Genomic DNA, 20,379 nt, shown 5'->3' with positions numbered 1-20,379 from the left:
CGAGGATGTCGGCGCCAGTTCAGCTCGGGGTGGCGGATTCGGTGGGGCGGTGGCCTGCCATCAGCTGACCGATGATCTCGCGCGGGGTGTCCGGACCGACCTCGCCGACGATCTGCCCGTTGTGGATCACCGCGATCCGGTCGGACAGGGCGAGAATCTCGTCCAGTTCGGCGGAGATGAGCAGCACCCCGGTCCCCGAGTCACGTTCGGCGACGAGCCTGCTGTGGATGAACTCGATAGCGCCCACGTCCACCCCTCGGGTGGGCTGTGCCGCGACGAGGACCGCACGGGGACGGGAGAATTCGCGGGCGATCACCACCTTCTGCTGGTTGCCACCCGACAGCGCCGACACGAGCTCGCCCGGGCCGCGGGTGCGGATGTCGAAGTCGGCGATGGCCTTGTCCGCCAGCGTGCGGACGGCCTCGCTGTCGAGCACGCCACGATGCGACAGCGGTGCGTCGCGGTACTGGTTGAGCACGAGGTTCTCGGCCACGGTGAAGTCGGCCGCCAGCCCGTCGCGGCCACGGTCCTCCGGGATGTAGCCGAGCCCGGCGACGATGCGCCGGTACGGATCCCACGAGGTCACCGGCACCCCGCCCAGCTCGATCGTTCCGCCGTCCGGGCGAACGGTGCCGAGCACGGCCCTGGCGAGTTCGGTCTGGCCGTTGCCCTCCACCCCGGCCAACCCGACGATCTCCCCGGCGCGCACCGTGAGGTTCAGCCCGTCGAGCACCGCCGTGCCCCGCTCGCCGAGCACCGTCAGATCCTGCACCGCCAGGGCGACCTCACCTGGATCGGCGGGTGTGCGTTCGACGGTCAGGATCACCGAGCGCCCGACCATCGCCGCCGCCAGGTCGGCCTCGCTGTCCTCGGGCGAGGCCTTGGCCACCACCTTGCCCCGGCGCAGCACCGTGATGGTGTCGGCGATGGCCTTCACCTCTTTGAGCTTGTGGCTGATGAAGATCACCGACATGCCCGCGGCGGTTAGATTGCGGATGATGCCGAGCAGCTCCGCTACTTCCGGCGGGGTGAGCACGGCGGTCGGTTCGTCGAGGATCAGCAGGTCGGTGTCGCCGGAGAGCGCCTTGACGATCTCCACCCGCTGCTGCACACCCACCGGCAGGTCCTCACAGATGGCATCCGGATCGAGCGCAAGACCGTACCGATCCGACACCGCGCGCACCGCGTCACGTGCCGCCGCCCGGTCCAGAATCCCGCGCTTGGCGTGTTCGCGACCCAGCTGCACATTGTCGGCCACACTGAACGGGCCGACCAGCTTGAAATGCTGATGCACCATGCCGATTCCGGCGGCGATCGCGTCGCTGGGCGAACGGAACCGCACGGGTGCGCCGTCGATGAGGATTTCGCCGCTGGTCGGTTCGAGAATGCCGTAGAGCATATTCATCAGGGTCGATTTCCCCGCGCCGTTCTCCCCGAGAATCGCGTGCACCTGACCGGGTTCCACCACCAGGTCGACATTCTCGTCGGCCAGGAAATCGCCGAAAGCCTTTGTCAGTCCCCGTACTTCGAGTCGCATGTCGTTGTCCTCAGAGCTTGGGGGCGGCGGGTGAGTCGATCACGATCCGGCCTTCGACGATCTCGGTGCGCAGGGCCGTGAGCTCCTGTTTCAGCCGCTCGGGCACGGCACCGTCGAAATCATGGAACGGCGCGAGGCCCACCCCACCGTTGCCGAGGGTGCCGACATACCGGCCGTCTTTCGGGCCCTCGGCGAAAGCGTTGTCGATCGCGACACGCACCGCGGCGGAAATGTCCTTCATCGACGACGACAACATGATGTCTTTGTATTCGGGCACGGCTTCGTACCCGTCGGAATCGACCCAGACCATGCTCACGCCGGGCGAATCCTGCACGGCCGACGCACCACCCATGCCGACGGGACCGGCCACCGGATGAATGATGTCGGCGCCCTGGGCGATGAAATTCTCGGTCAGCGAGCGACCGGCACTGGTGTCGTCGAAATTGCCGGTGAACGAACCGTTCTGCTCGGCTACATTCCAGCCGAGCACTTCGGCACTCGTCCCGTGAACCTGGTTGTACCTGGCCACGCCTGCCGCGAAACCGTCCATGAAGATCGTCACGGCCGGAATCTGCATGCCGCCCCAGGTCGCGACACGGCCGGTCTTGGTCATTCCCGCCGCGAGATAGCCTGCCAGATAAGAGGACTGGGCGGCGTTGAACTCCATCGAATAGACGTTGTCCAACTCCACGTGCGCGTCGACGATGGCGAACCGCTGATCCGGGTACTCCCCCGCCACCTGCGCCACCGCCTCCGCCATCAGGCCGCCGACGCCGATCACCAGATCGCAGTCGTCATCGGCCGAGGCCCGCAGGTTGGGTTCGTAATCGGCGGAACTGTTCGACTGCCGGTAGGAACCGTAGGCGCCGGGGTTGGCGTCGATCGCCGCCTTCACCCCGTTCCAGCCGGATTCGTTGAACGACTTGTCGTCCACACCGCCCGCATCGGTCACCATGCAGGTCTCGAAACCGGCGTTCGCCGAACCGTAGGTATTGCCCGATCCCGTGTAGCGCGACTCGGCAGGCGGCTCACCGCAACCGACGAGCGACGCCGCCGCCGCGCAGGTAGCGACGACGGCGATCAGCGCGAAGCCAGATCTCATTACTCAGAGATACAGGATCACCCCGGCCGGGAGCCGGATTCGAAACATTACTTCACCGGAAAGTCGCGAAAGACTTACCCGGCGTCACTCCGGGCGCAGCGTGAGAATGCGCGGACCGTCCTCGGTGACAGCCACGCTGTGTTCCCAGTGCGCGGCCCGCGAACCGTCGGTGGTCACCACGGTCCAGTCGTCGTCGAGGGTCTTGGTCTCGGTGGTGCCGAGGGTGAGCATCGGCTCGATGGCCAGCACCGATCCGACCACCAGGCGCGGGCCCTTGCCCGGGGCGCCCTCGTTCGGCAGGAACGGATCCATGTGCATCTCGCGGCCGATGGCGTGGCCACCGTAGCCGTCGACGATGCCGTATTTGCGGCCGTGCACCTCTTCGGCGGCCCGGGTGCCGAGCTCGATCGCGTGCGACACGTCGGTGAGCCGGTTGCCGGGCACCATCGCGCCGATACCCGCCTCCATCGACCACTTCGTCGCCTCGCTGAGCAGACGATCGGCTTCGATGATGTTGCCGACGCCGAAGGTCCAGGCCGAATCACCGTGCCAGCCGTCGAGGATGGCGCCGCAGTCGATCGACACCAGATCGCCCTCGGTGAGAATCTCTTTCGCCGAGGGGATCCCGTGCACCACACGGTCGTTGACCGAAGAACAGATCGAGCCGGGGAAGCCGTGGTAACCCTTGAACGACGGAACCGCGCCCGCCTCCCGGATCACCTGCTCGGCGACCTCGTCGAGCTCGAGCGTCGACACCCCTGGCTTGGCGGCGTCGCGCACGGCGACCAGCGCCCGCCCGACGATCGCGCCCGCCGCCGCCATGGCGTCGAGCTCGCCCGCCGTGCGGAACGGCACGACCTTCTTCTTGCGACCGAATGCCATTACTGGCCGAGAGCCTTCAGCGCTCGCGCGTTGACGTCGTCGACCTCGCCGAGACCGTCGACGGTCACGACCAGACCGTCGTAGTACTCGAGCAGCGGCTCGGTCTCCTCGCGGTAGACCCGCAGCCGGTTGCGGATGACGTCCTCGGTGTCGTCGGCGCGGCCACGGGCGAGCATGCGCTCGACCACGGTGTCCTCGGCGACCACGAAGCACAGCACGGCATCGAGCGCGGTGCCGTGATGCTCGAGGATCTTCTTCAGCGCGTCGGCCTGGTCGACCGTGCGCGGGTAACCGTCGAGGACGAAACCGTTCGCGGCGTCCGGTTCGGCGACGCGGGCTTCGACCATGCGGTTGGTGACGTCGCTGGGGACCAGGTCACCGGCGTCCATGTACTTCTGCGCCTCGCGACCGAGGGCGGTCTGCTGGCTGATGTTCGCGCGGAAGAGGTCTCCGGTGGAGATGTGCGGAACGCCCAGCTTTTCCGACAGCAGGACGGCCTGAGTACCTTTGCCGGCACCCGGCGGACCGAGCAGAACAACTCTCACTTGAGGAACCCTTCGTAATTTCGATTCATCAGCTGGCTCTCGATCTGCTTGACCGTGTCGAGACCCACGCTGACCATGATGAGCACCGCGGCACCGCCGAAGGACATGTTCGCCGACTGGCCCGTGCTGCCGCTGCCGAGGGCGATACTCGGCAGGACGGTGACCGCGCCGAGGTAGATCGAGCCGGGCAGGGTGATGCGGCTCAGAACATAATTGAGGTAGTCGGCGGTCGGCTTACCGGGGCGGTAGCCCGGAATGAAGCCACCGAACTTCTTCATCTCGTCCGCGCGTTCCTCCGGGTTGAAGGTGATCGCGACGTAGAAGTAGGTGAAGAACACGATCAAACCGAAGTAGACGGCGATGTAGACCGGGTTGGTCGGATCGACCAGGTACTTCTGGATGATCTCCTGCCACCAGCTCGGGTCCGTCGCGGTGCTCGACGAGGTGAGCTGCGAAATCAGGTTGGGCAGGTAGAGCAGCGAAGACGCGAAGATCACCGGGATCACACCGGCCTGGTTGACCTTCAGCGGCAGATAGGTCGAGGAGCCGCCGTACATCTTGCGGCCGACGACGCGCTTGGCGTACTGCACCGGGATCCGGCGCTGACCCTGTTCGACGAAGACCACCGCGACGATGATCAGCAGCACACCAACACACACGAGGCTGAAGATCATGGCGCCACGGGTATCGAGAATGGCCTTGCCGTCGAGCGGGATACGCGCGGCGATACCGGCGAAGATCAGCAGCGACATGCCGTTACCGACACCGCGCTCGGTGATCTGCTCGCCGAACCACATCACCAGGGCCGCACCGGCGGTCATCACCAGCACGATGACGATCATGCCGAAGATGCCGGTGTCCTCGAGGATGTCTTCCTGGCAGCCCTGCAGCAGCTGACCGCGAGCGGCGAGCGCGACGAGACCCGTGGCCTGCAGGATCGCCAGGGCGATCGAGAGGTAGCGGGTGTACTGCGTCATCTTGGTCTGGCCGGCTTGGCCTTCCTTGCGCAACTCCTCGAAGCGCGGGATGACCACGGTCAGCAGCTGGATGATGATGCTCGCGGTGATGTACGGCATGATGCCGATCGCGAACACCGAAAGCTGCAGTAGCGCACCACCGGAGAACAGATTGATGAGCTGGTAGATACCGGCGGATTCGCCACCGGAGACCAGCTTCACGCATTCCTGGACGTTCTGATAGTTGACGCCGGGGGACGGCAGCGCGGCACCCAACCGGTACAGCACGATCAACCCCAGCGTGAAGAGAATCTTCCGCCGTAAGTCCGGAGTCCGGAAGGCCGATACGAAGGCGGAAAGCACAGATCCTCCTGGCGAACGACATGGTCATGCCATGCGACTGAACCAACACGGCGTCGTGGTGGAGACGTCAGCCGATGACGAGCTTGGCAGACAACACTTGTTGAGACTCTACAGTGACACCGGACGAGTGCTCGACTCGTCCGGTGTCGCTGTGACTACAGTACCGTCAGGCCAGTTCGGTGACGGTGCCACCGGCAGCGGTGATCTTCTCCTTGGCGGAGCCGGTCACCTTGTCGGCGGTCACCTGCACGGCGACGGAGATGTCGCCGTCACCGAGGACCTTCACCAGCTCGTTCTTGCGAACGGCGCCGGCCGCGACGAGCTCGGCCTTACCGACCGTGCCGCCTTCGGGGAACAACTCCGCGATGCGGCCCACGTTCACAACCTGGTACTCCACGCGGAAGCGGTTGGTGAAGCCCTTCAGCTTCGGCAGGCGCATGTGCAGCGGCATCTGGCCACCCTCGAACGCCGCGGGGACGTTCTTGCGGGCCTTGGTGCCCTTGGTACCACGACCGGCGGTCTTGCCCTTGGAACCCTCACCGCGACCCACCCGGGTCTTCTCGGTCTTGGAACCCGGCGCAGGACGCAGGTGGTGCAATTTGATGGTCATGTCAGACCTCCTCAACTGTTACGAGGTGGCGCACGACATTGATCAGACCGCGGTTCTGAGCGTTGTCCTCACGAACCACCGACTGGCGGATCTTCCGCAGGCCGAGGGTACGCAGGCTCGCGCGCTGGTTCGCCTTGGCACCGATCGTGCTCTTGATCTGGGTCACCTTGAGATCTGCCATGTCAGGCTCCCTGTCCCGCACGCGCACGCAGCATGCCCGCCGGAGCGACGTCCTCGATCGGCAGACCGCGACGCGCGGCAACCTCTTCGGGACGCTGGAGCATCTTGAGCGCGGCAACCGTCGCGTGAACGACGTTGATCGCATTGTCGCTACCGAGCGACTTGGCCAGAATGTCGTGAATGCCAGCGCATTCGAGCACGGCACGCGCCGCACCACCGGCGATCACACCGGTACCGGGCGAAGCCGGACGCAGCATGACCACACCGGCCGCCGCCTCACCCTGAACCGGGTGGGTGATGGTCGAGCCGATCATCGGGACGCGGAAGAAGCTCTTGCGAGCCTCCTCGACACCCTTCTGGATGGCCGCGGGAACTTCCTTGGCCTTGCCGTAGCCGACGCCGACCAGACCGTTGCCGTCACCGACGATCACGAGGGCGGTGAAGCTGAAGCGACGACCACCCTTCACGACCTTGGAGACGCGGTTGATCGCGACTACGCGCTCGAGCTGGTTCTTCTCGGCCGCGTTGTCCCGACGGTCGCCGCCGCCGCGACGATCGCCGCCACCGCGACGGTTGCCCTCGGGGCCACCGCTGGGGTTGTTGTTGTTCTGTCCGGCGGGTCCGTTGCCGCCGTCACGCCGCTGACGTCCCGGCATCAGACGTTCCTTCCGTTCGAAAATTCAGTCATCAGAACTTCAGCCCACCTTCACGAGCGGCATCGGCCAGCGCCGCGATGCGGCCGTGGTAGTCGTGACCACCACGGTCGAACACGACCGACTCGATACCGGCAGCCTTGGCGCGCTCGGCGATCAGCTGACCGACCTTGGCGCCCTTGGCGGACTTGTCGCCCTCCAGCGCACGCACATCGGCCTCGATCGAGGACGCGGCGGCGATGGTCTTGCCGACCGAATCGTCGACGAGCTGAGCGTGCAGGTGCCGCGAGGAACGGTTGACGACCAAGCGGGGACGCTCGGTGGTGCCGACGACCTTCTTACGCAGACGGAAGTGACGGCGGGTCTTCGACAGACGACGCTTCGTCGATGCGTCCTTGCCCAGCGGAATCCGCTTGGCCTTCTGGTTAGCAGTTTGCGCCATGATCACTTACCCGTCTTTCCGACCTTGCGGCGAACGACCTCGCCGGCGTAGCGGATGCCCTTGCCCTTGTACGGGTCGGGCTTACGCAGTCCGTGGATCACAGCGGAGATCTGGCCGACCTTCTGCTTGTCGATCCCGGAAACCGAGAACTTGGTGGGCGATTCCACCGCGAAGGTGATGCCCTCCGGGGCCTCGATCGGCACCGGGTGGCTGTAGCCGAGGGCGAACTCGAGGTTCGAACCCTTGGCCTGAACGCGGTAACCGACGCCGAAGATTTCCATCTTCTTCTCGTAGCCCTTGGTGACACCCTCGATCATGTTGGCGATCAGGGTGCGGCTCAGGCCGTGCAGCGAACGGTTGGCGCGCTCGTCGTTGGGACGGGCGACCACGAGCTGGTTGGCTTCGTCTTTGCTGACGGTGATCGGCTCGGCGACGGTGTGCGACAGGGTGCCCTTGGGACCCTTCACCGTGACGACCTGGCCGTCGATGCTGACGTCGACACCGGCCGGGATTGCGATGGGGTTTTTACCAATACGCGACATTAGTCCAGACCTCCCTTACCAGACGTAGGCGAGGACTTCGCCCCCGACGCCCTGTTTGGCCGCTTGCCGGTCGGTGAGCAGGCCGGTCGACGTGGAGATGATCGCCACGCCGAGGCCGCCGAGGACCTTGGGCAGGTTGGTGGACTTCGCGTACACACGCAGACCCGGCTTCGAGACGCGACGCAGGCCCTGCAGGCTGCGCTCACGGCTCGGGCCGTACTTCAGATCGACGACGAGGGCCTTGCCCACCGGCGCGTCTTCGGTGCGGTAATCGGCGATGTAACCCTCGCGCTTCAGGATCTCGGCGATGTTCGCCTTGAGCTTGGAGTGCGGAGCCTTCACCTGATCGTGGTACGCCGAGTTGGCGTTGCGCAGACGCGTCAAGAAGTCTGCGATCGGATCAGTCATGGTCATGGTTAGACCTCGACACCTTTCTCGCTGCGGTTCCCATGCAGCATCTCCCCGCTTTCGCGAGGCGACCGTGGGCCTACAACAATTCGGCTGGTCCGGGCGGCACTTACCGACCGGATGAGTACTCTTCACGAGCGCTCGGCGCCCGGCACGATCCACCCACGTCGAGCGTGGAGCGGACACAGATCTGCCCAGGCAACCGCTCTAGTGTAGGCAACGCCGTGGTCAGGACAAAATCCGGGGTCAGGACGCGGGCTCGTTCGATCGCGAGGTGGCCAGGATCGCCGATGCCGAGACACCGGTGGCCACGATCAGCATCATCTCACCACCGACCAGCATGCTCATCACGCCACCGAGCAGCGCGCCCGTCGCGAAGGCGGCGTACTGCAGGCCGTAACCGAGCCAATCCCGCACACTGCCGCCGCTGACGTGACTCTCGATGCCCTGGCCCAATTTCACCACCGTTCCGGTGACGTAACTGAGCGGGACGCTGACCTCACCGTTCTTGACGAACGCGGTGTTGAGCGCGCCGACCGCGAACGCGACGAACATGATCGGGACGAAACCCAGCTCCTGCCCGCCGGTTCGGCTCACCACGTAGTCGACCACCACCGCGGCGGCCAGGGCGACCGTGGTCACCACCGAGGCGCCGTAGTGGCCGTTGCGCCACAGCCGACGTCGCAGCAACGAGGCCACGAAGACGCCGAGTCCGAAGGCGAACAGCAGCGATATCGCCCCGATGGCCAGCAGATAGTCGCCGTCGAACCAGCCGAGGAGCGCGCGTTCGGTATTCCCGGTCATGAATGTCACGAAGTATCCGGCGGAATGTGTATAGGCCGCTGCGCCGATAAATCCCGCCAATATCGAAAGAAACGCCACCATTGTCGTCGCCCCTGCCGGTATACCCCGCAGCGGCTGGCGGTTACCCAGGTCACGTGCTCTTTTTACTGTGGTCGCAGTCACAATCCCACATCCTTCGCATCGAATCGAATCGGGGATCGACTTTGACCCTTCCCGCTGTCGTGACAACCCCGACCGTAGCGAGAAGTGGAATTGGCGGCCATTGCTCGGATCACATTCTCGGAGAAGACACAGGATTATCAGGTTCCGGTAATACACAGGTAACCCGGAAATTCCCGATGAATTCTGTGTGACTTTTATGAATCCACCGCACTACACGGTGTGGCGTCGAAACAGGTTCGGCGACAACCGATTTCCCCAGGTGGGGGTGTGGTAGCTTCACGGAGTTCGTCGGATCTGCGCAGGAGGCTCGGCAGGTGTTTTCGCGCTCGGTGCGCCGTGGAACTCGCCGAGGCGGCTTCTACGCGCTGGCTGTTCTGCTCGGTGTCGGTACATTCGCGTTTCCCTCCCCCGCTCGCGCCGCCGACGCCTATGTCGACCGGCTCGCCGAATCGGCGGCGACTCCCGAGTTGAGCTGGTCGGACTGCGACGAGGGTTTCCAGTGCGCGTTGGCGCGCGTCCCCCTTGATTACAACGAACCGGCGGGTGCGCAGCTCGAGCTGGCCACCATCCGGCTTCCCGCGAGCGATCCGAGCAGGCGCCTCGGCACCTTGTTCGTGAACTTCGGCGGTCCGGGGCCCTCGGGCGTCGACCGATTGCGGGAACGGGCGCGCTGGCCGTGGCTGTTCTCCGAGGAGCTTCGCGCGCGCTTCGATCTGGTGTCGTGGGACCCGCGCGGGGTCTCACGCAGTGCGGGTGTGCACTGCTTCGCCACGGCCGAGGAACAGGCCGAATACTTCGGCACCTTCCCGGGGACACCCACCGACCCGGGTCAGGAAGCGGACTTCTTCGCGCGTTCGGCCGATCTCGCCGCACGCTGCGGCCAGGTGGCGGGCCCGGTCCTGAATCACGCGTCCACCGCCAACACCGCCCGTGACCTGGAGCTGCTGCGCCGCGCGGTCGGCGACAACGCGCTGACGTATCACGGCATCTCCTACGGCACCCAGGTCGGCGCGGTCTACGCGAACATGTTTCCGCGCCGGGTACGCGCGATGGTGTTCGACGGTTCGCTCGACTTCGAGGGCAATGCCGACGGGCACGGCGCGGAGGGCACCCACCTTCCCCTCGACACCAGGCAGGGTGTCGCGGTCGGCATCGCCGAGACCTTCGACGCGTTCCTGCGCGAATGCTCGGCGGCCGGCCCGCGCTGCGCGTTCGCCGCGGGCGATCCGAAGCTGAAGTGGATCGCGTTGGCCGAACGGGCCCGCCACGCCCCCATCGTGCTCGACGGAACACCATGGACGTTCTCGCAGGTGGTGACCACCGCGGGCAGCCTGTCGCGCCCCGAAACCTACGCCGATCTGGCGACCCTGCTGCAGCAGCTGTTCGACGCGGCGACCAGCGCCCCCGCCCTCGTCCCCGACTCGCTGTTCGACCCCGCCTACCCCGCCAACCGGGCCGAAGCGTTCTACGCCATCCAGTGCTCAGACAGCATGGTCCCGACCGAACCCGCGGCCTACAGTCGCGTCGCCGCCGTCGAAGACCTGCACAACCCGTACTTCGGCCGCACCGCCGTCTTCAACGCCATGCCCTGCGCGTTCTGGCCGGCCCGCGACGCCGACCGCTACACCGGCCCGTGGAACCGGCAGACGGCCGCCCCCATCCTGGTCATGAACAGCCGCTACGACCCCGCGACCCCACTGCACGGCGCCTACGCGGGCGCCGCGCAACTCGCCACCGCCCGAGTCCTGGTGATCGAAGGCACCGGCCACAGCAGCATGTACGTCCCCAGCACCTGCGCCGAACAAGCCAAACGCGACTACTTGTTCACCGGCCAACTCCCACCCGACGACTTGCGCTGCGGCACCGACCACTCCCCCTTCCCCTGACCCGTACCTATCCTTGCGCCATGACGAACGCGCACGACCAGCGCCCGCAGCTGCCCGAATATATGACGTGGGAGGAACTCGAGCAGCAGCCCGAGGAAATCGCCTCGCACATCGAACTGTGGAACGGTCGTGTGGTCTGGACGCGACGTGGACCAGGCGAGCATCAGGAAGCGAGCAACCTGTTGTGGAGCGCTCTTCGGCGCGACGCCGAGTACGCGATGGACAGCAGACCCGACGAGTGCTGGCAGGTTCGCACCGAGACCAACGTCTTCTTCGGCCGGGAGGGCAAATCCGACTTCGTAACACCGGATTTCATGGTCCACCGATGCCTGGACGAGCCTTACGCCTACGTCCGCGCGGACGACGCGCTGCTGGTCGGCGAGGTCCTCTCCCCATCGAACACCGCCGCCGAAATGGAAGCCAAGAAGGCCAAATACGCGGCAGCGGGAATTCCCTGGTACTGGGAAGTCACCCTGCATCCGCGGCGCAGTGAAATCGCCTACGTGCAGGCATTCGGCCTCGAATCCGGTACCGGTCCCTTGCCCGCGGGTGTATCACCGCTGCACAAGGCCAACTACATCTTGGTCGGCGCATGGTCGCCGGGCGATTCCACCGAGATCACCATCGGCTTCCCGTTCCCGATCACCATTTTGTGGCGAGATCTGGCGCTCTGAGCAGAGTTGGAAACGCGCGAAGGCACGGACTTCGGTCGGAAGTCCGTGCCTTCGTACGATATTCGCCTAGGTGGCTGCGCTCACGAGGAGCGCGGGGTCACCAGGAGCTCTTGTGCACGCCCGGGAGCTCACCGCGGTGGGCCATTTCGCGCAGGCACACGCGGCACAGGCCGAACTTGCGGTAGACCGCGTGGGGGCGGCCGCAACGCTGGCAGCGGGTGTAGGCGCGGACGGCGAACTTCGGCTTGGCCTCCGCCTTGATGCGCAGTGCTTTCTTAGCCATGTGCTCAGTTCTCCTTGAACGGGAAGCCGAGGTGCTTCAGCAGCGCGCGGCCTTCTTCGTTGTTGGTCGCCGTGGTCACCACGGTGATGTCCATACCGCGCGGGCGGTCGATGGAATCCACGTCGATCTCGTGGAACATCGACTGCTCGCTCAGGCCGAACGTGTAGTTGCCGTTGCCGTCGAACTGCTTCGGCGACAGGCCGCGGAAGTCGCGGATACGGGGCAGCGCGATGGAGACCAGACGGTCCAGGAACTCCCACATGCGGTCGCCACGAAGGGTGACCTTGGCGCCGATCGGCATGCCCTCACGGAGCTTGAACTGCGCGATCGACTTGGTGGCCTTGCGGATCTCCGGCTTCTGGCCGGTGATCAGCTCGAGGTCCTTGACGGCACCGTTGATCAGCTTCGCGTCACGGGCGGCGTCGCCGACACCCATGTTGACGACGACCTTGACCACGCCGGGGATCTGCATCACGTTGGCGTACTCGAACTCGCTGTTCAGCGCGTCCTTGATCTCGGCGCGGTAGCGCGCCTTCAGCCGGGGCTGAGTCTGCTCAGAGGTGGTCATGTCAGATGTCCTTCCCGTTCTTACGGGAGATCCGAACCCGCTTGCCGGTGGTTTCGTCGGTGCGGTAGCCGACGCGAGTCGGGTTTCCGTCGGAGTCGACGACCATCACGTTGGAAACCTGGATGGGGGCTTCCTGGGTCACGATGCCACCCGAGGAGGCGCCACGCTGGTTGGCGGAATCCGCGACGTGCTTCTTGATGCGGTTCACGCCTTCGACGAGAACCTTGCCGGTCGCCGGGTAGGCCTGGATGACCTTGCCCTTGGCGCCCTTGTCCTTGCCCGAGATGACGAGCACGGTGTCACCCTTGTGCACCTTCATGTCAGAGCACCTCCGGGGCCAGCGAAACGATCTTCATGAAACGCTTGTCGCGCAGCTCACGGCCGACGGGGCCGAAGATGCGGGTGCCGCGCGGATCGTTGTCCGCCTTGATCAGCACAGCGGCGTTCTCGTCGAACTTGATGTAGGAACCGTCCGGACGGCGGCGCTCCTTGACGGTGCGCACGACGACAGCCTTGACGACGTCGCCCTTCTTGACGTTCGCGCCGGGGATGGCGTCCTTGACGGTGGCGACGATGATGTCACCGATACCGGCATAGCGACGCGACGAGCCACCGAGCACGCGGATGCAAAGGATTTCCTTCGCCCCGGTGTTGTCGGCGACGCGCAGTCGCGACTCCTGCTGAATCACTTCAGCACCTCCTGGACCTGGATGTATACGTACGCCGGATTGCCGACCCGACGCACATGGTCAGTCACCCACCAGACGCGCGCCTGCCAGCGGTTTGTCCACCACTGGGGGTTCACGGCCGGATTGCGAGGGCAGAGCTCCCGCAGGCAACCGGTCTAGTGTAGGTGAACCCCCAGGTCGACCCAAATCGGGGGTCGTCGGCCAATTTGAAGTGAATATGTTTCAAACTGCCGTGCGCGAGTGTGCCCCGTTGTTACGGTCCCCCTGCTCGTCGCGGGGACGAGCCGACGAGGAGCCACCATGAAACTCACCCAAGCGTGCACCGCCTTCGCCGCCGTCCTCACGGTGTTCGCACCGCAGGCCGCCGCCGGGCCCGTCATCGACATGCTCACCGACACGATGACCGTCGGTTGCACCTCGAAGATCGACGTCGTCGGCCTCGACGACTACGTCGGCGCCCAGGTCGACTTCGTCGCCAACGGCAAGTTCTTCGCCAGCGACACCGTCGACCTCGAGGTCACCGTCGGCGGCGTCACCGTTGCCAAGGCCACCGCGTTCTACCACGTGGAATCCGAGGTCGACGTGCAGTTGACGGCGCTGCTGCACGCCACCGGCATGCCGCTGGTCTCCAAGCGCGTGCCGACGGTCATGCGAATCATCAACGCGGGCAGCGGTTTGGCCTGTGACCTGGTGACGGGCAGCGCGGGCAGCTCTTCCTGATCGCCACAGCCCCCGAGACGGCGCCGCGCCGGTAGCCTGTGCGAGCTGGATCGCGAACGAGCACGGGTGCGGTTGCCGCATCGGGGAAGGAAGTCCTGTGACACAGTCCGGCCGTCCGTCGGTTGTCGACCGCCGCGCATTCCTGGCCGCCCTCGGGTTGGTGCCGGTGGCCGTCGCCCTGGCATCGTGCTCGTCCGACGCACCCGCGGCGCAGTTGAACGGTGTGGATCTGAGCGGGGGCGATCCGGCGATCCGCCCGCAGGACGACCTGTACCGCCATGTCAACGGCGCCTGGCTGCGCGACTACCAGCTGCCGCCGGACAAGGCCTCGGTCGGCGCGATCACCGACGCCAACGACCGGACCCTCGATCAGCTGCGCGCGATCATCGAATCCATCTCCGATCCCGAGCCGGGTTCGGAGGCGCAGCAGATCAAGGATCTCTACGACGCGCGCCTGGACCTCGACGAGATCGAGCGCCTCGGCATCACGCCACTGGCCGGATTGTTCGCCGCGATCGACAAGGCGCCGGGCAAACCCGAGCTGGCCAAGGAGATGGCCATCGCGCCGATCGCGGGCCTGATCGGGATGGGTATCGGCATCGACCGGAAGAACTCCAAGGCCTATATCCCCAGCGTCGGCCAGTCGGGCCTGATGCTCGGCGAGCAGTACTACCGCAAGCCGGAGTTCGCCGAGCAGCTGGCGGGCTACCAGGTGTACCTGGAGAAACTGGCGCAGGGCATCGGCCTGCCCGACCCGGCCGGGGTGGCCCAGCGCGTGCTCGACCTGGAGAAGCGCATCGCGGCAGCGCACTGGGACAGCGTGCGGCTGCGCGACACCGACGCCACCTACAACCTGATGAGCTGGGACGAGCTCACCAAGCTGGGACCGCAGTTCGACTGGGACCCCTGGCTTTCGGGCATGACCGAGCGGCCCAAGTCGCTGTTCGACAAGATGGTCGTCGGGCAGCCGTCGTTCGTCACCGCGGCCGCGCAGCTGTGGAGCGAGGTGGACATCGCCCTGTGGCGCGATTACCTCAAGCTGCACGTCGCCGACACCTACGCACGGTTCCTGCCCAAGGCGATCGCCGACGCGCGCTTCGAATTCGTGGGGCGGGTGATGGCCGGGCTGGAGGAGAAGCCGGAGATGTGGCGCTCCGCGGTGGGCGTCGTCGACGACAACCTGGGCGAGCCGCTCGGAAAGCTGTACGTGGACAAGCACTTTCCGCCCTCGGCGAAGGAACGCGCCAAGGAGATGGTCGCCGATGTCACCGCCGCGTGGCGCGACAACTTCACCGATTCCACCTGGATGTCGCAGGCCACACGGCAGGCCTCGATCGCCAAGCTGGACAAGATCGTCGCCCAGATCGGCTACCCCGACAAGTGGGTCGACTACTCCTCGGTGCAGATCAAGCGCGGCAAGCTGATCGAATCCCTGCTCGCGATCAACGCTTTCGAGTCCAAGCGCGCGTTCGCCCGGCTCGGCACCGAGGTCGACCGCTCGGAGTGGGGCATGTCGCCGCAGACGGTGAACGCCTACTACAGCGCGACGACCAACCAGATCGTCTTCCCCGCCGCCTACCTGCAGCCGCCGTTCTTCGACAAGGACGCCACCGACGCGGTGAACTACGGCGCGGTCGGCTCGACGATCAGCCACGAGATCGGCCACGGCTTCGACGATCAGGGCTCCAAATACGACGGTGACGGCAACCGCCGCGACTGGTGGCAGCCGGAGGATCGCGCCGCGTTCGACGCCAAGACCCAGCAGATCATCGCGCAGTACGACGTGCTCGTCCCCGAGGGCGCACCGGAGGGGCAGCACGTGAACGGCGCGCTGACCGTCGGCGAGAACCTCGCCGACCTGCGCGGCCTGCAGATCGCGCTCGAGGCGTACAAGAAGGTGGCGCAGCGGTCCGGCGAGACGCCCGATTTCCGCTCGGTGTTCCTGTCGTGGGCGCGGCAGTGGCGCGACAAGCAGACCGTCGAGGCCACCCTGCAGGGCCTGCAGGACACCCACTCCCCCAACGAATTCCGCTGCAACCAGGTGGTGCGCAATATCAACGAGTTCTACACGACCTTCGATGTGAAGGAAGGCGACAAGCTGTTCATGCCCGCCGACCAGCGCGTCGCTCTGTAGACGGGGCTTGCACCCTCCCGATTCGCCGTAGGTTAGCCTAGGCTGACCTAAACCTGCTCGATGGAGGATGCGCTCATGACGTCAGTTCGGACTTCACGCGGCTGGCGGCGCGCCGCCGTGGCCGCGCTCGCCGGTGCGCTCGCCTTCGGTGTCGTCGCCTGTGGTTCCACCGAGGACGAGGCGGGCTCGGGCGAAGCGGTGACCATCACCCACGCCCGCGGCGAGACCACCGTCACCGGGACGCCGAAAAAGATTGTCGCCCTCGGCAATCAGTGGCTCGATTCCACGCTGGCGCTCGGCGTGGTGCCCGTCGGCTACATCGACAACGTCTCCGCGCTGTCCAAGAGCACCCCGCCGTGGACGCCCGACAGCCTGAAATCCGCGACCGCGCTCAACACCCAGGGCAGCGTCGCCGAGCAGGTCGCCGCGCTGGAACCCGACCTGATCCTGGCCGACCCGTTCATCGCCGATCAGAAGACCTACGACGACCTGTCGAAGGTGGCGCCGACCATTCCCGCGCTCACCAAGGACGCCGTCACGCCGTGGCAGGACCAGGTCACGGCCCTCGGCAAGGTGCTGCACAAGGAGTCCGACGCGACCGCGACGATCAAGAAGGTCGACGACAAGATCGCCGCCATCACCACCGCCAACCCGGGTCTGAAGGGCAAGACCTTCGCCAGCACCTGGCTGGCCAGCCCCGCCCAGTTGATGGTGCTCACCGACCCCGACGACGGTTCGGCCAAGGTGTTCACCCAGCTCGGCATGTCGATCCCGGCGAACCTCACCGCGCAGCCCGCCAACCAGGGCCGGCTGGCTTTGTCGCCGGAGCGCGTCGACGAGCTCACCGCCGATCTGCTGCTGGCCGGCTACTCCCCCGGTCTCGACGAGAAGTACCGGCAGCTGCCGGGTTACGCGGATCTGCCGTCGGTGCGCAAGGGTTCGGTGGTGTTCCTGACCACGCAGGAGATCAGCGCGATCAACCAGCCGAGTGCCCTGTCGGTGCCCTACATGCTCGACAAGCTCGAACCCGCGTTCGCCGCCGCCGCGAAATAAGCTCCACCCACAACTCGAGGATTCACCGTGCTTGCCTCCCCCTATCCCGCCCAGACTCGGTTCGCCCTCCGCGCGGGCGTCACCTGTTTGACCACGCCGGCCGGTGCGGTGCTGCTCAATCCGCCGCGCAACGAGAAGCTGACCGGTCTGGGCGCGGGGGCACTGCAGGCACTGAAAACCCTGAACCAGGGCCCGGCGACGGCCGCCGAGATGGCGACCGCAGCCGCCGGTGACGACATCACCGGCCTGATGCGCAAGCTCACCGACGGCGGCTGGCTCGCGGTGACCGTGCGCGACGGCGGCCGCGATCTCTACAGCATCCGCCCGTTCGCCCAGCCCGCGCCCCGGCCCGAGGTCGCGTTGCCGACCTGGTCGGCCACGCTGTCGAAGTTCGCCGTGCTGCACCGCGACGCGCAGGGTTTCGTGCTCGAGCATCCGCGCTCGTGGTGCGATCTGCGCATCCACGATCCGCGCCTGCTCGCCCTGCTCGACGGCCCGCTCGCCGCCGACTCGCCGGTGGCCGCCGCGGTGAAGTCGCAGTTCATGGCGGATCTGCAGTGGTGCGGGTTCCTCGTCGACGGTGACGAGGAGGAGCACGAGTTCACCACCCGCTCCTGGAACGCGCCCGACCTGTGGTTCCACCGGCGCAGCACGCTCGGCGCCCGCACGGTCACCTGGGACGATTTCGGGCCGACCCGCTGGGCCGAGGGCAAGTTCCCCGAATTACCCGCTCGCCGAGCGCCTTTCGCCGGTGACCCGATCTTCCTGCCCAAGCCCGACCTGGTCGCGCTTCGCGTCGGTGACCCGAGCCTGTCGGCCGCCCTCGAGGACCGCGTCTCCACCCGCGCCTTCGACGACAGCGCCCCCGTCACCGCCGCCCAGCTGGGCGAGCTGCTCTTCCGCAGCGCCCGCACCCGCGAGGACGGCTCCCGCCCCTACCCCTCCGGCGGCGGCGCCTATGAGCTCGAGGTCTACCCCGTGGTGCGCAGTGTGGCGGGCCTGGAAAGCGGGATGTACCACTACGATTCGGTCGATCACGCCCTGCGCCACGTGGCCCCCTTCGACTCCCCCGCCGTCCAGAAACTGGTGAAGTCCACCTCGGCCACCCTGGCCGGTGGCGCGGAACCCCAAGTGGTCCTGCTGGTTTCGGCCCGCGCGGGCCGGGTGATGTGGAGCTACGAACAGGTCGCCTACGCCAATATCCTCAAGCACGTCGGCGTCTTCATGCAGACCGTCTACCTCTCGGCCACCGCCATGAACCTCGGCGTAGTCGCCCAGGGCTTCTCCGACACCTCCGCCTTCGCCACCGCCACCGGCATCGACGAACTCGAGGAATGCAACGTCGGCAGCATCATCGTCGGCTCGCCTGTGCGCTGAGGACACCCTCCTGCGAGAGCTACGCGATCACCGGCCCGGCCACCACGCAGCTCGGCACCGGCATGGTGGCCATCGCCGACGCCATCCAGGACCGCCGAGCAAAGTGCACAGGTTGCGCTCGCGATGTGGGGATCGAGAGCCTAGCGGCCTGCCCAACTCCATAGAACCACCCGACACCGGTAGTATCATCAATGTTACTAACATCAATGATAGGGGTAGTCGTGGACTTCGTCGGTCGATGGCGTGAGTTGCGGACCCTCGATGAGGCGTTGGACGGGGTTCGTGCCTCGATCGGCAGCGCGAAACCGGGGCGCTGCCTCATCCTGCGTGGCCGTCGGCGGATCGGGAAGTCCGCTCTGGTGGAGGAGTTCACTCAGCGCAGCGGTGTGCCGAATATGTTCTACACCAGCGAGATCGGTGTCGGGACTGATCCGCTCATCGAATTCTCCGACACCGTGGCGCGCTCCTCGCTTCCCGATGCCGACATCTTCGCGGAGGCACTGCCGGCGAACTGGACCGCCGCGCTGCGGCAACTCGCGGGCATTCTGCCCGACGATCAGCCGAGCATCGTTGTCCTCGACGAGTTGCCGTACCTGATGGACGAATCCGGCGCATTCGAGAGCGTCCTTCAGCGAGCATGGGACCGCGAGCTGTGCCGCAAGCCGGTGCTGTTGATCCTGATCGGCTCCGACCTCGCCATGATGCAGGCGCTCACCTCGTACGGTCGCCCGTTTCATCAGCGCGGCACCGAGATGCGCCTCGGCCCGCTCAATCCCGCGGACGTCGCGACCATGACCGGGGCCGACGCTGCGGCGGCCTTCGACGCCACCCTGATCACCGGCGGGCTCCCCATCATCTGCGCTCGGTGGCGGACCGGTGAGGATATGTGGGACTTTCTGCAGCGCGAGCTGGCCGACCCGGTCAGTCCGCTGGTCGTCTCGGCGCAACTGTCGTTGGCCGCCGAATTTCCCGAGCACACGCTGGCACGACAGGTTCTTTCGGCGATCGGAAGCGGGGAACGCACGTTCGCCAATATCGCCCGAGCAGCAGGGGGCCTGGCAGCGACGAGCCTGACGCGCGCGCTGAACCTCTTGGTGAACAAAGGTATTGTCGCCGCCGAGCTGCCCGTCAGCTTGACTCCATCGAAAGACCGCCGTTACCGGATTACCGACTCTTATCTGCGATTCTGGCTGACATTCCTCGGTCCCTACCTTCCCGAACTGGACCGCCTGCGCGCCGATCTCACTCTGCACAGGATTCGCCGGGGCTGGTCGAGTTGGCGTGGGCGCGCGGTGGAGCCGCTGATTCGCGAGTCGCTCTCCCGGCTCCTACCGGCCGAGGGCGTACCGGCCGTCCCCGTGATCGGCGGGTACTGGACCCGGACCAACGACGTGGAGATCGATATCGTCGGCGCCGACCGGGAGCCTGTCGCCCAGGAGTTGGCGTTCCTCGGCTCCATCAAATGGCTCGAGAACTCCCCTTTCGACGTCCATGACCTCACTGACCTACAGAACCACCGGTTTCGGTTGACCGATGCGGCGGTCCCGCTGATCGCTGTCAGCCGTTCCGGGTTCGCCACGGACCACCTCGCGGCCGGCTTCGGTCCTGCGGATCTGCTCGCGGCCTGGCAGCCGCCCGGAGGACGATGAGGGTTCGACTTCGCTCCGGCTCGGTCAGGGGGTTCCCGGGACCGAAGACAAATAGAGGGCGGGGGCTGCCGGTTGATCGAGGGAACCGGGTGGCGGTGGGGTGCGTCTAAGTTTGTAGCGGTGGGATTCGGCCGTGGGCGATCAGGTAGGAGTGCTGTGC

Annotated in this window: 23 protein-coding genes; 7 read left to right on the top strand and 16 right to left on the bottom strand. The window is 66.1% G+C overall.

The genetic code is table 11. The annotated features are described in order from the left end of the window. Positions 1 to 19: 19 nt before the first annotated feature. The 12 genes from AB0I35_RS09240 to AB0I35_RS09185 all read right to left on the bottom strand — a co-directional run bounded on the left by AB0I35_RS09240 (position 20) and on the right by AB0I35_RS09185 (position 9,105). Positions 20 to 1,537, bottom strand: a complete 1,518-nt coding sequence (locus AB0I35_RS09240; protein ID WP_357395283.1) for an ABC transporter ATP-binding protein — start codon at positions 1,535 to 1,537, stop codon at positions 20 to 22. A gap of 10 nt (positions 1,538 to 1,547) precedes the next feature. Then, positions 1,548 to 2,639, bottom strand: coding sequence for a BMP family ABC transporter substrate-binding protein (locus tag AB0I35_RS09235; RefSeq protein ID WP_357395282.1), 1,092 nt, complete (start codon positions 2,637 to 2,639; stop codon positions 1,548 to 1,550). An 84-nt stretch (positions 2,640 to 2,723) separates the two neighbouring features. After that, entirely contained in the window at positions 2,724 to 3,521 is a 798-nt protein-coding gene (gene map / locus AB0I35_RS09230; protein WP_357395281.1) for a type I methionyl aminopeptidase, read from the bottom strand. After that, positions 3,521 to 4,066: an adenylate kinase gene (locus AB0I35_RS09225; RefSeq protein ID WP_067491064.1), complete on the bottom strand. Its 546-nt coding sequence runs from the start codon at positions 4,064 to 4,066 to the stop codon at positions 3,521 to 3,523. Before AB0I35_RS09225 ends, map begins: the two co-directional genes overlap by 1 nt. Then, entirely contained in the window at positions 4,063 to 5,385 is a 1,323-nt protein-coding gene (gene secY / locus AB0I35_RS09220) for a preprotein translocase subunit SecY (RefSeq protein WP_067491066.1), read from the bottom strand. Before secY ends, AB0I35_RS09225 begins: the two co-directional genes overlap by 4 nt. A gap of 166 nt (positions 5,386 to 5,551) precedes the next feature. Next, positions 5,552 to 5,995, bottom strand: a complete 444-nt coding sequence (gene rplO, locus AB0I35_RS09215; protein ID WP_067491068.1) for a 50S ribosomal protein L15 — start codon at positions 5,993 to 5,995, stop codon at positions 5,552 to 5,554. Between the two features lies 1 nt (position 5,996). Beyond that, the gene (gene rpmD, locus AB0I35_RS09210) at positions 5,997 to 6,176 is read right to left on the bottom strand and encodes a 50S ribosomal protein L30 (protein WP_067491217.1); all 180 of its coding nucleotides are present in this window, start codon (positions 6,174 to 6,176) and stop codon (positions 5,997 to 5,999) included. A 1-nt stretch (position 6,177) separates the two neighbouring features. Next, positions 6,178 to 6,831, bottom strand: coding sequence for a 30S ribosomal protein S5 (gene rpsE, locus AB0I35_RS09205; RefSeq protein ID WP_067491070.1), 654 nt, complete (start codon positions 6,829 to 6,831; stop codon positions 6,178 to 6,180). Positions 6,832 to 6,862: 31 nt separating this feature from the next. Continuing rightward, positions 6,863 to 7,270 (bottom strand): 50S ribosomal protein L18, encoded by a 408-nt coding sequence (gene rplR, locus AB0I35_RS09200; RefSeq protein ID WP_067491072.1) that lies wholly within the window; start codon positions 7,268 to 7,270, stop codon positions 6,863 to 6,865. Between the two features lie 2 nt (positions 7,271 to 7,272). After that, positions 7,273 to 7,812 carry a 50S ribosomal protein L6 gene (rplF, locus tag AB0I35_RS09195; RefSeq protein ID WP_067491075.1) on the bottom strand — a complete coding sequence of 180 codons (540 nt, stop codon included), beginning with the start codon at positions 7,810 to 7,812 and terminating at the stop codon, positions 7,273 to 7,275. A gap of 15 nt (positions 7,813 to 7,827) precedes the next feature. Continuing rightward, positions 7,828 to 8,226, bottom strand: a complete 399-nt coding sequence (gene rpsH, locus AB0I35_RS09190) for a 30S ribosomal protein S8 (RefSeq protein WP_067491077.1) — start codon at positions 8,224 to 8,226, stop codon at positions 7,828 to 7,830. A gap of 240 nt (positions 8,227 to 8,466) precedes the next feature. Then, positions 8,467 to 9,105, bottom strand: coding sequence for a YoaK family protein (locus tag AB0I35_RS09185; protein ID WP_357395280.1), 639 nt, complete (start codon positions 9,103 to 9,105; stop codon positions 8,467 to 8,469). Between the two features lie 395 nt (positions 9,106 to 9,500). On the opposite strand from AB0I35_RS09185, the gene AB0I35_RS09180 reads away from it, so the two are divergent. Then, the gene (locus tag AB0I35_RS09180) at positions 9,501 to 11,072 is read left to right on the top strand and encodes an alpha/beta hydrolase (protein WP_357395279.1); all 1,572 of its coding nucleotides are present in this window, start codon (positions 9,501 to 9,503) and stop codon (positions 11,070 to 11,072) included. 20 nt (positions 11,073 to 11,092) lie between these two features. Further along, on the top strand, positions 11,093 to 11,746 hold the full coding sequence (locus tag AB0I35_RS09175) for a Uma2 family endonuclease (RefSeq protein ID WP_357395278.1): 654 nt from the start codon (positions 11,093 to 11,095) through the stop codon (positions 11,744 to 11,746). 97 nt (positions 11,747 to 11,843) lie between these two features. On the opposite strand, the gene AB0I35_RS09170 is transcribed toward AB0I35_RS09175, so the two are convergent. The 4 genes from AB0I35_RS09170 to rplN are packed head-to-tail and all read right to left on the bottom strand — an operon-like array spanning position 11,844 to position 13,286. Then, positions 11,844 to 12,029: a type Z 30S ribosomal protein S14 gene (locus tag AB0I35_RS09170; RefSeq protein ID WP_040731429.1), complete on the bottom strand. Its 186-nt coding sequence runs from the start codon at positions 12,027 to 12,029 to the stop codon at positions 11,844 to 11,846. A gap of 4 nt (positions 12,030 to 12,033) precedes the next feature. After that, a complete protein-coding gene (rplE, locus tag AB0I35_RS09165; RefSeq protein WP_067491083.1) occupies positions 12,034 to 12,597 on the bottom strand; it encodes a 50S ribosomal protein L5 in 564 nt (187 codons plus the stop codon). 1 nt (position 12,598) lies between these two features. Beyond that, a complete protein-coding gene (rplX, locus tag AB0I35_RS09160) occupies positions 12,599 to 12,916 on the bottom strand; it encodes a 50S ribosomal protein L24 (protein ID WP_067491085.1) in 318 nt (105 codons plus the stop codon). Between the two features lies 1 nt (position 12,917). Next, the gene (rplN, locus tag AB0I35_RS09155) at positions 12,918 to 13,286 is read right to left on the bottom strand and encodes a 50S ribosomal protein L14 (RefSeq protein WP_019045060.1); all 369 of its coding nucleotides are present in this window, start codon (positions 13,284 to 13,286) and stop codon (positions 12,918 to 12,920) included. Between the two features lie 300 nt (positions 13,287 to 13,586). Here rplN and AB0I35_RS09150 point away from each other — a divergent pair, with 300 nt between their 5' ends. The 5 genes from AB0I35_RS09150 (at position 13,587) to AB0I35_RS09130 (ending at position 20,219) form a co-directional block, all read left to right on the top strand. Then, the gene (locus AB0I35_RS09150; RefSeq protein WP_357395277.1) at positions 13,587 to 14,006 is read left to right on the top strand and encodes a hypothetical protein; all 420 of its coding nucleotides are present in this window, start codon (positions 13,587 to 13,589) and stop codon (positions 14,004 to 14,006) included. Between the two features lie 97 nt (positions 14,007 to 14,103). Further along, positions 14,104 to 16,140 (top strand): M13 family metallopeptidase, encoded by a 2,037-nt coding sequence (locus AB0I35_RS09145; RefSeq protein WP_357395276.1) that lies wholly within the window; start codon positions 14,104 to 14,106, stop codon positions 16,138 to 16,140. A 75-nt stretch (positions 16,141 to 16,215) separates the two neighbouring features. Then, the gene (locus AB0I35_RS09140; RefSeq protein WP_357395274.1) at positions 16,216 to 17,193 is read left to right on the top strand and encodes an ABC transporter substrate-binding protein; all 978 of its coding nucleotides are present in this window, start codon (positions 16,216 to 16,218) and stop codon (positions 17,191 to 17,193) included. Positions 17,194 to 17,220: 27 nt separating this feature from the next. Then, a complete protein-coding gene (locus AB0I35_RS09135; protein WP_357395273.1) occupies positions 17,221 to 18,570 on the top strand; it encodes a SagB family peptide dehydrogenase in 1,350 nt (449 codons plus the stop codon). Positions 18,571 to 18,791: 221 nt separating this feature from the next. Beyond that, positions 18,792 to 20,219: an ATP-binding protein gene (locus tag AB0I35_RS09130; protein WP_357395272.1), complete on the top strand. Its 1,428-nt coding sequence runs from the start codon at positions 18,792 to 18,794 to the stop codon at positions 20,217 to 20,219. Positions 20,220 to 20,379: the final 160 nt, after the last annotated feature.

Origin of the sequence: Nocardia sp. NPDC050378, from assembly GCF_040655675.1 — a bacterium.
GTDB lineage: Bacteria > Actinomycetota > Actinomycetes > Mycobacteriales > Mycobacteriaceae > Nocardia > Nocardia coubleae.
Note: the sequence above shows the minus strand (reverse complement) of the source record. Positions and strands in the feature narration are given on the sequence as shown.

Bases quoted from the DNA above. Each gene is read 5' to 3' on its own strand.
- AB0I35_RS09240 (WP_357395283.1), bottom strand. From the start codon at position 1,537: ATGCGACTCGAAGTACGGGGACTGACAAAGGCTTTCGGCGATTTCCTG.
- AB0I35_RS09235 (WP_357395282.1), bottom strand. From the start codon at position 2,639: ATGAGATCTGGCTTCGCGCTGATCGCCGTCGTCGCTACCTGCGCGGCG.
- map (WP_357395281.1), bottom strand. From the start codon at position 3,521: ATGGCATTCGGTCGCAAGAAGAAGGTCGTGCCGTTCCGCACGGCGGGC.
- rplO (WP_067491068.1), bottom strand. From the start codon at position 5,995: ATGACCATCAAATTGCACCACCTGCGTCCTGCGCCGGGTTCCAAGACC.
- rpmD (WP_067491217.1), bottom strand. From the start codon at position 6,176: ATGGCAGATCTCAAGGTGACCCAGATCAAGAGCACGATCGGTGCCAAG.
- rpsE (WP_067491070.1), bottom strand. From the start codon at position 6,831: ATGCCGGGACGTCAGCGGCGTGACGGCGGCAACGGACCCGCCGGACAG.
- rplR (WP_067491072.1), bottom strand. From the start codon at position 7,270: ATGGCGCAAACTGCTAACCAGAAGGCCAAGCGGATTCCGCTGGGCAAG.
- rplF (WP_067491075.1), bottom strand. From the start codon at position 7,812: ATGTCGCGTATTGGTAAAAACCCCATCGCAATCCCGGCCGGTGTCGAC.
- rpsH (WP_067491077.1), bottom strand. From the start codon at position 8,226: ATGACCATGACTGATCCGATCGCAGACTTCTTGACGCGTCTGCGCAAC.
- AB0I35_RS09185 (WP_357395280.1), bottom strand. From the start codon at position 9,105: ATGGTGGCGTTTCTTTCGATATTGGCGGGATTTATCGGCGCAGCGGCC.
- AB0I35_RS09175 (WP_357395278.1), top strand. From the start codon at position 11,093: ATGACGAACGCGCACGACCAGCGCCCGCAGCTGCCCGAATATATGACG.
- AB0I35_RS09170 (WP_040731429.1), bottom strand. From the start codon at position 12,029: ATGGCTAAGAAAGCACTGCGCATCAAGGCGGAGGCCAAGCCGAAGTTC.
- rplE (WP_067491083.1), bottom strand. From the start codon at position 12,597: ATGACCACCTCTGAGCAGACTCAGCCCCGGCTGAAGGCGCGCTACCGC.
- rplX (WP_067491085.1), bottom strand. From the start codon at position 12,916: ATGAAGGTGCACAAGGGTGACACCGTGCTCGTCATCTCGGGCAAGGAC.
- AB0I35_RS09150 (WP_357395277.1), top strand. From the start codon at position 13,587: ATGAAACTCACCCAAGCGTGCACCGCCTTCGCCGCCGTCCTCACGGTG.
- AB0I35_RS09140 (WP_357395274.1), top strand. From the start codon at position 16,216: ATGACGTCAGTTCGGACTTCACGCGGCTGGCGGCGCGCCGCCGTGGCC.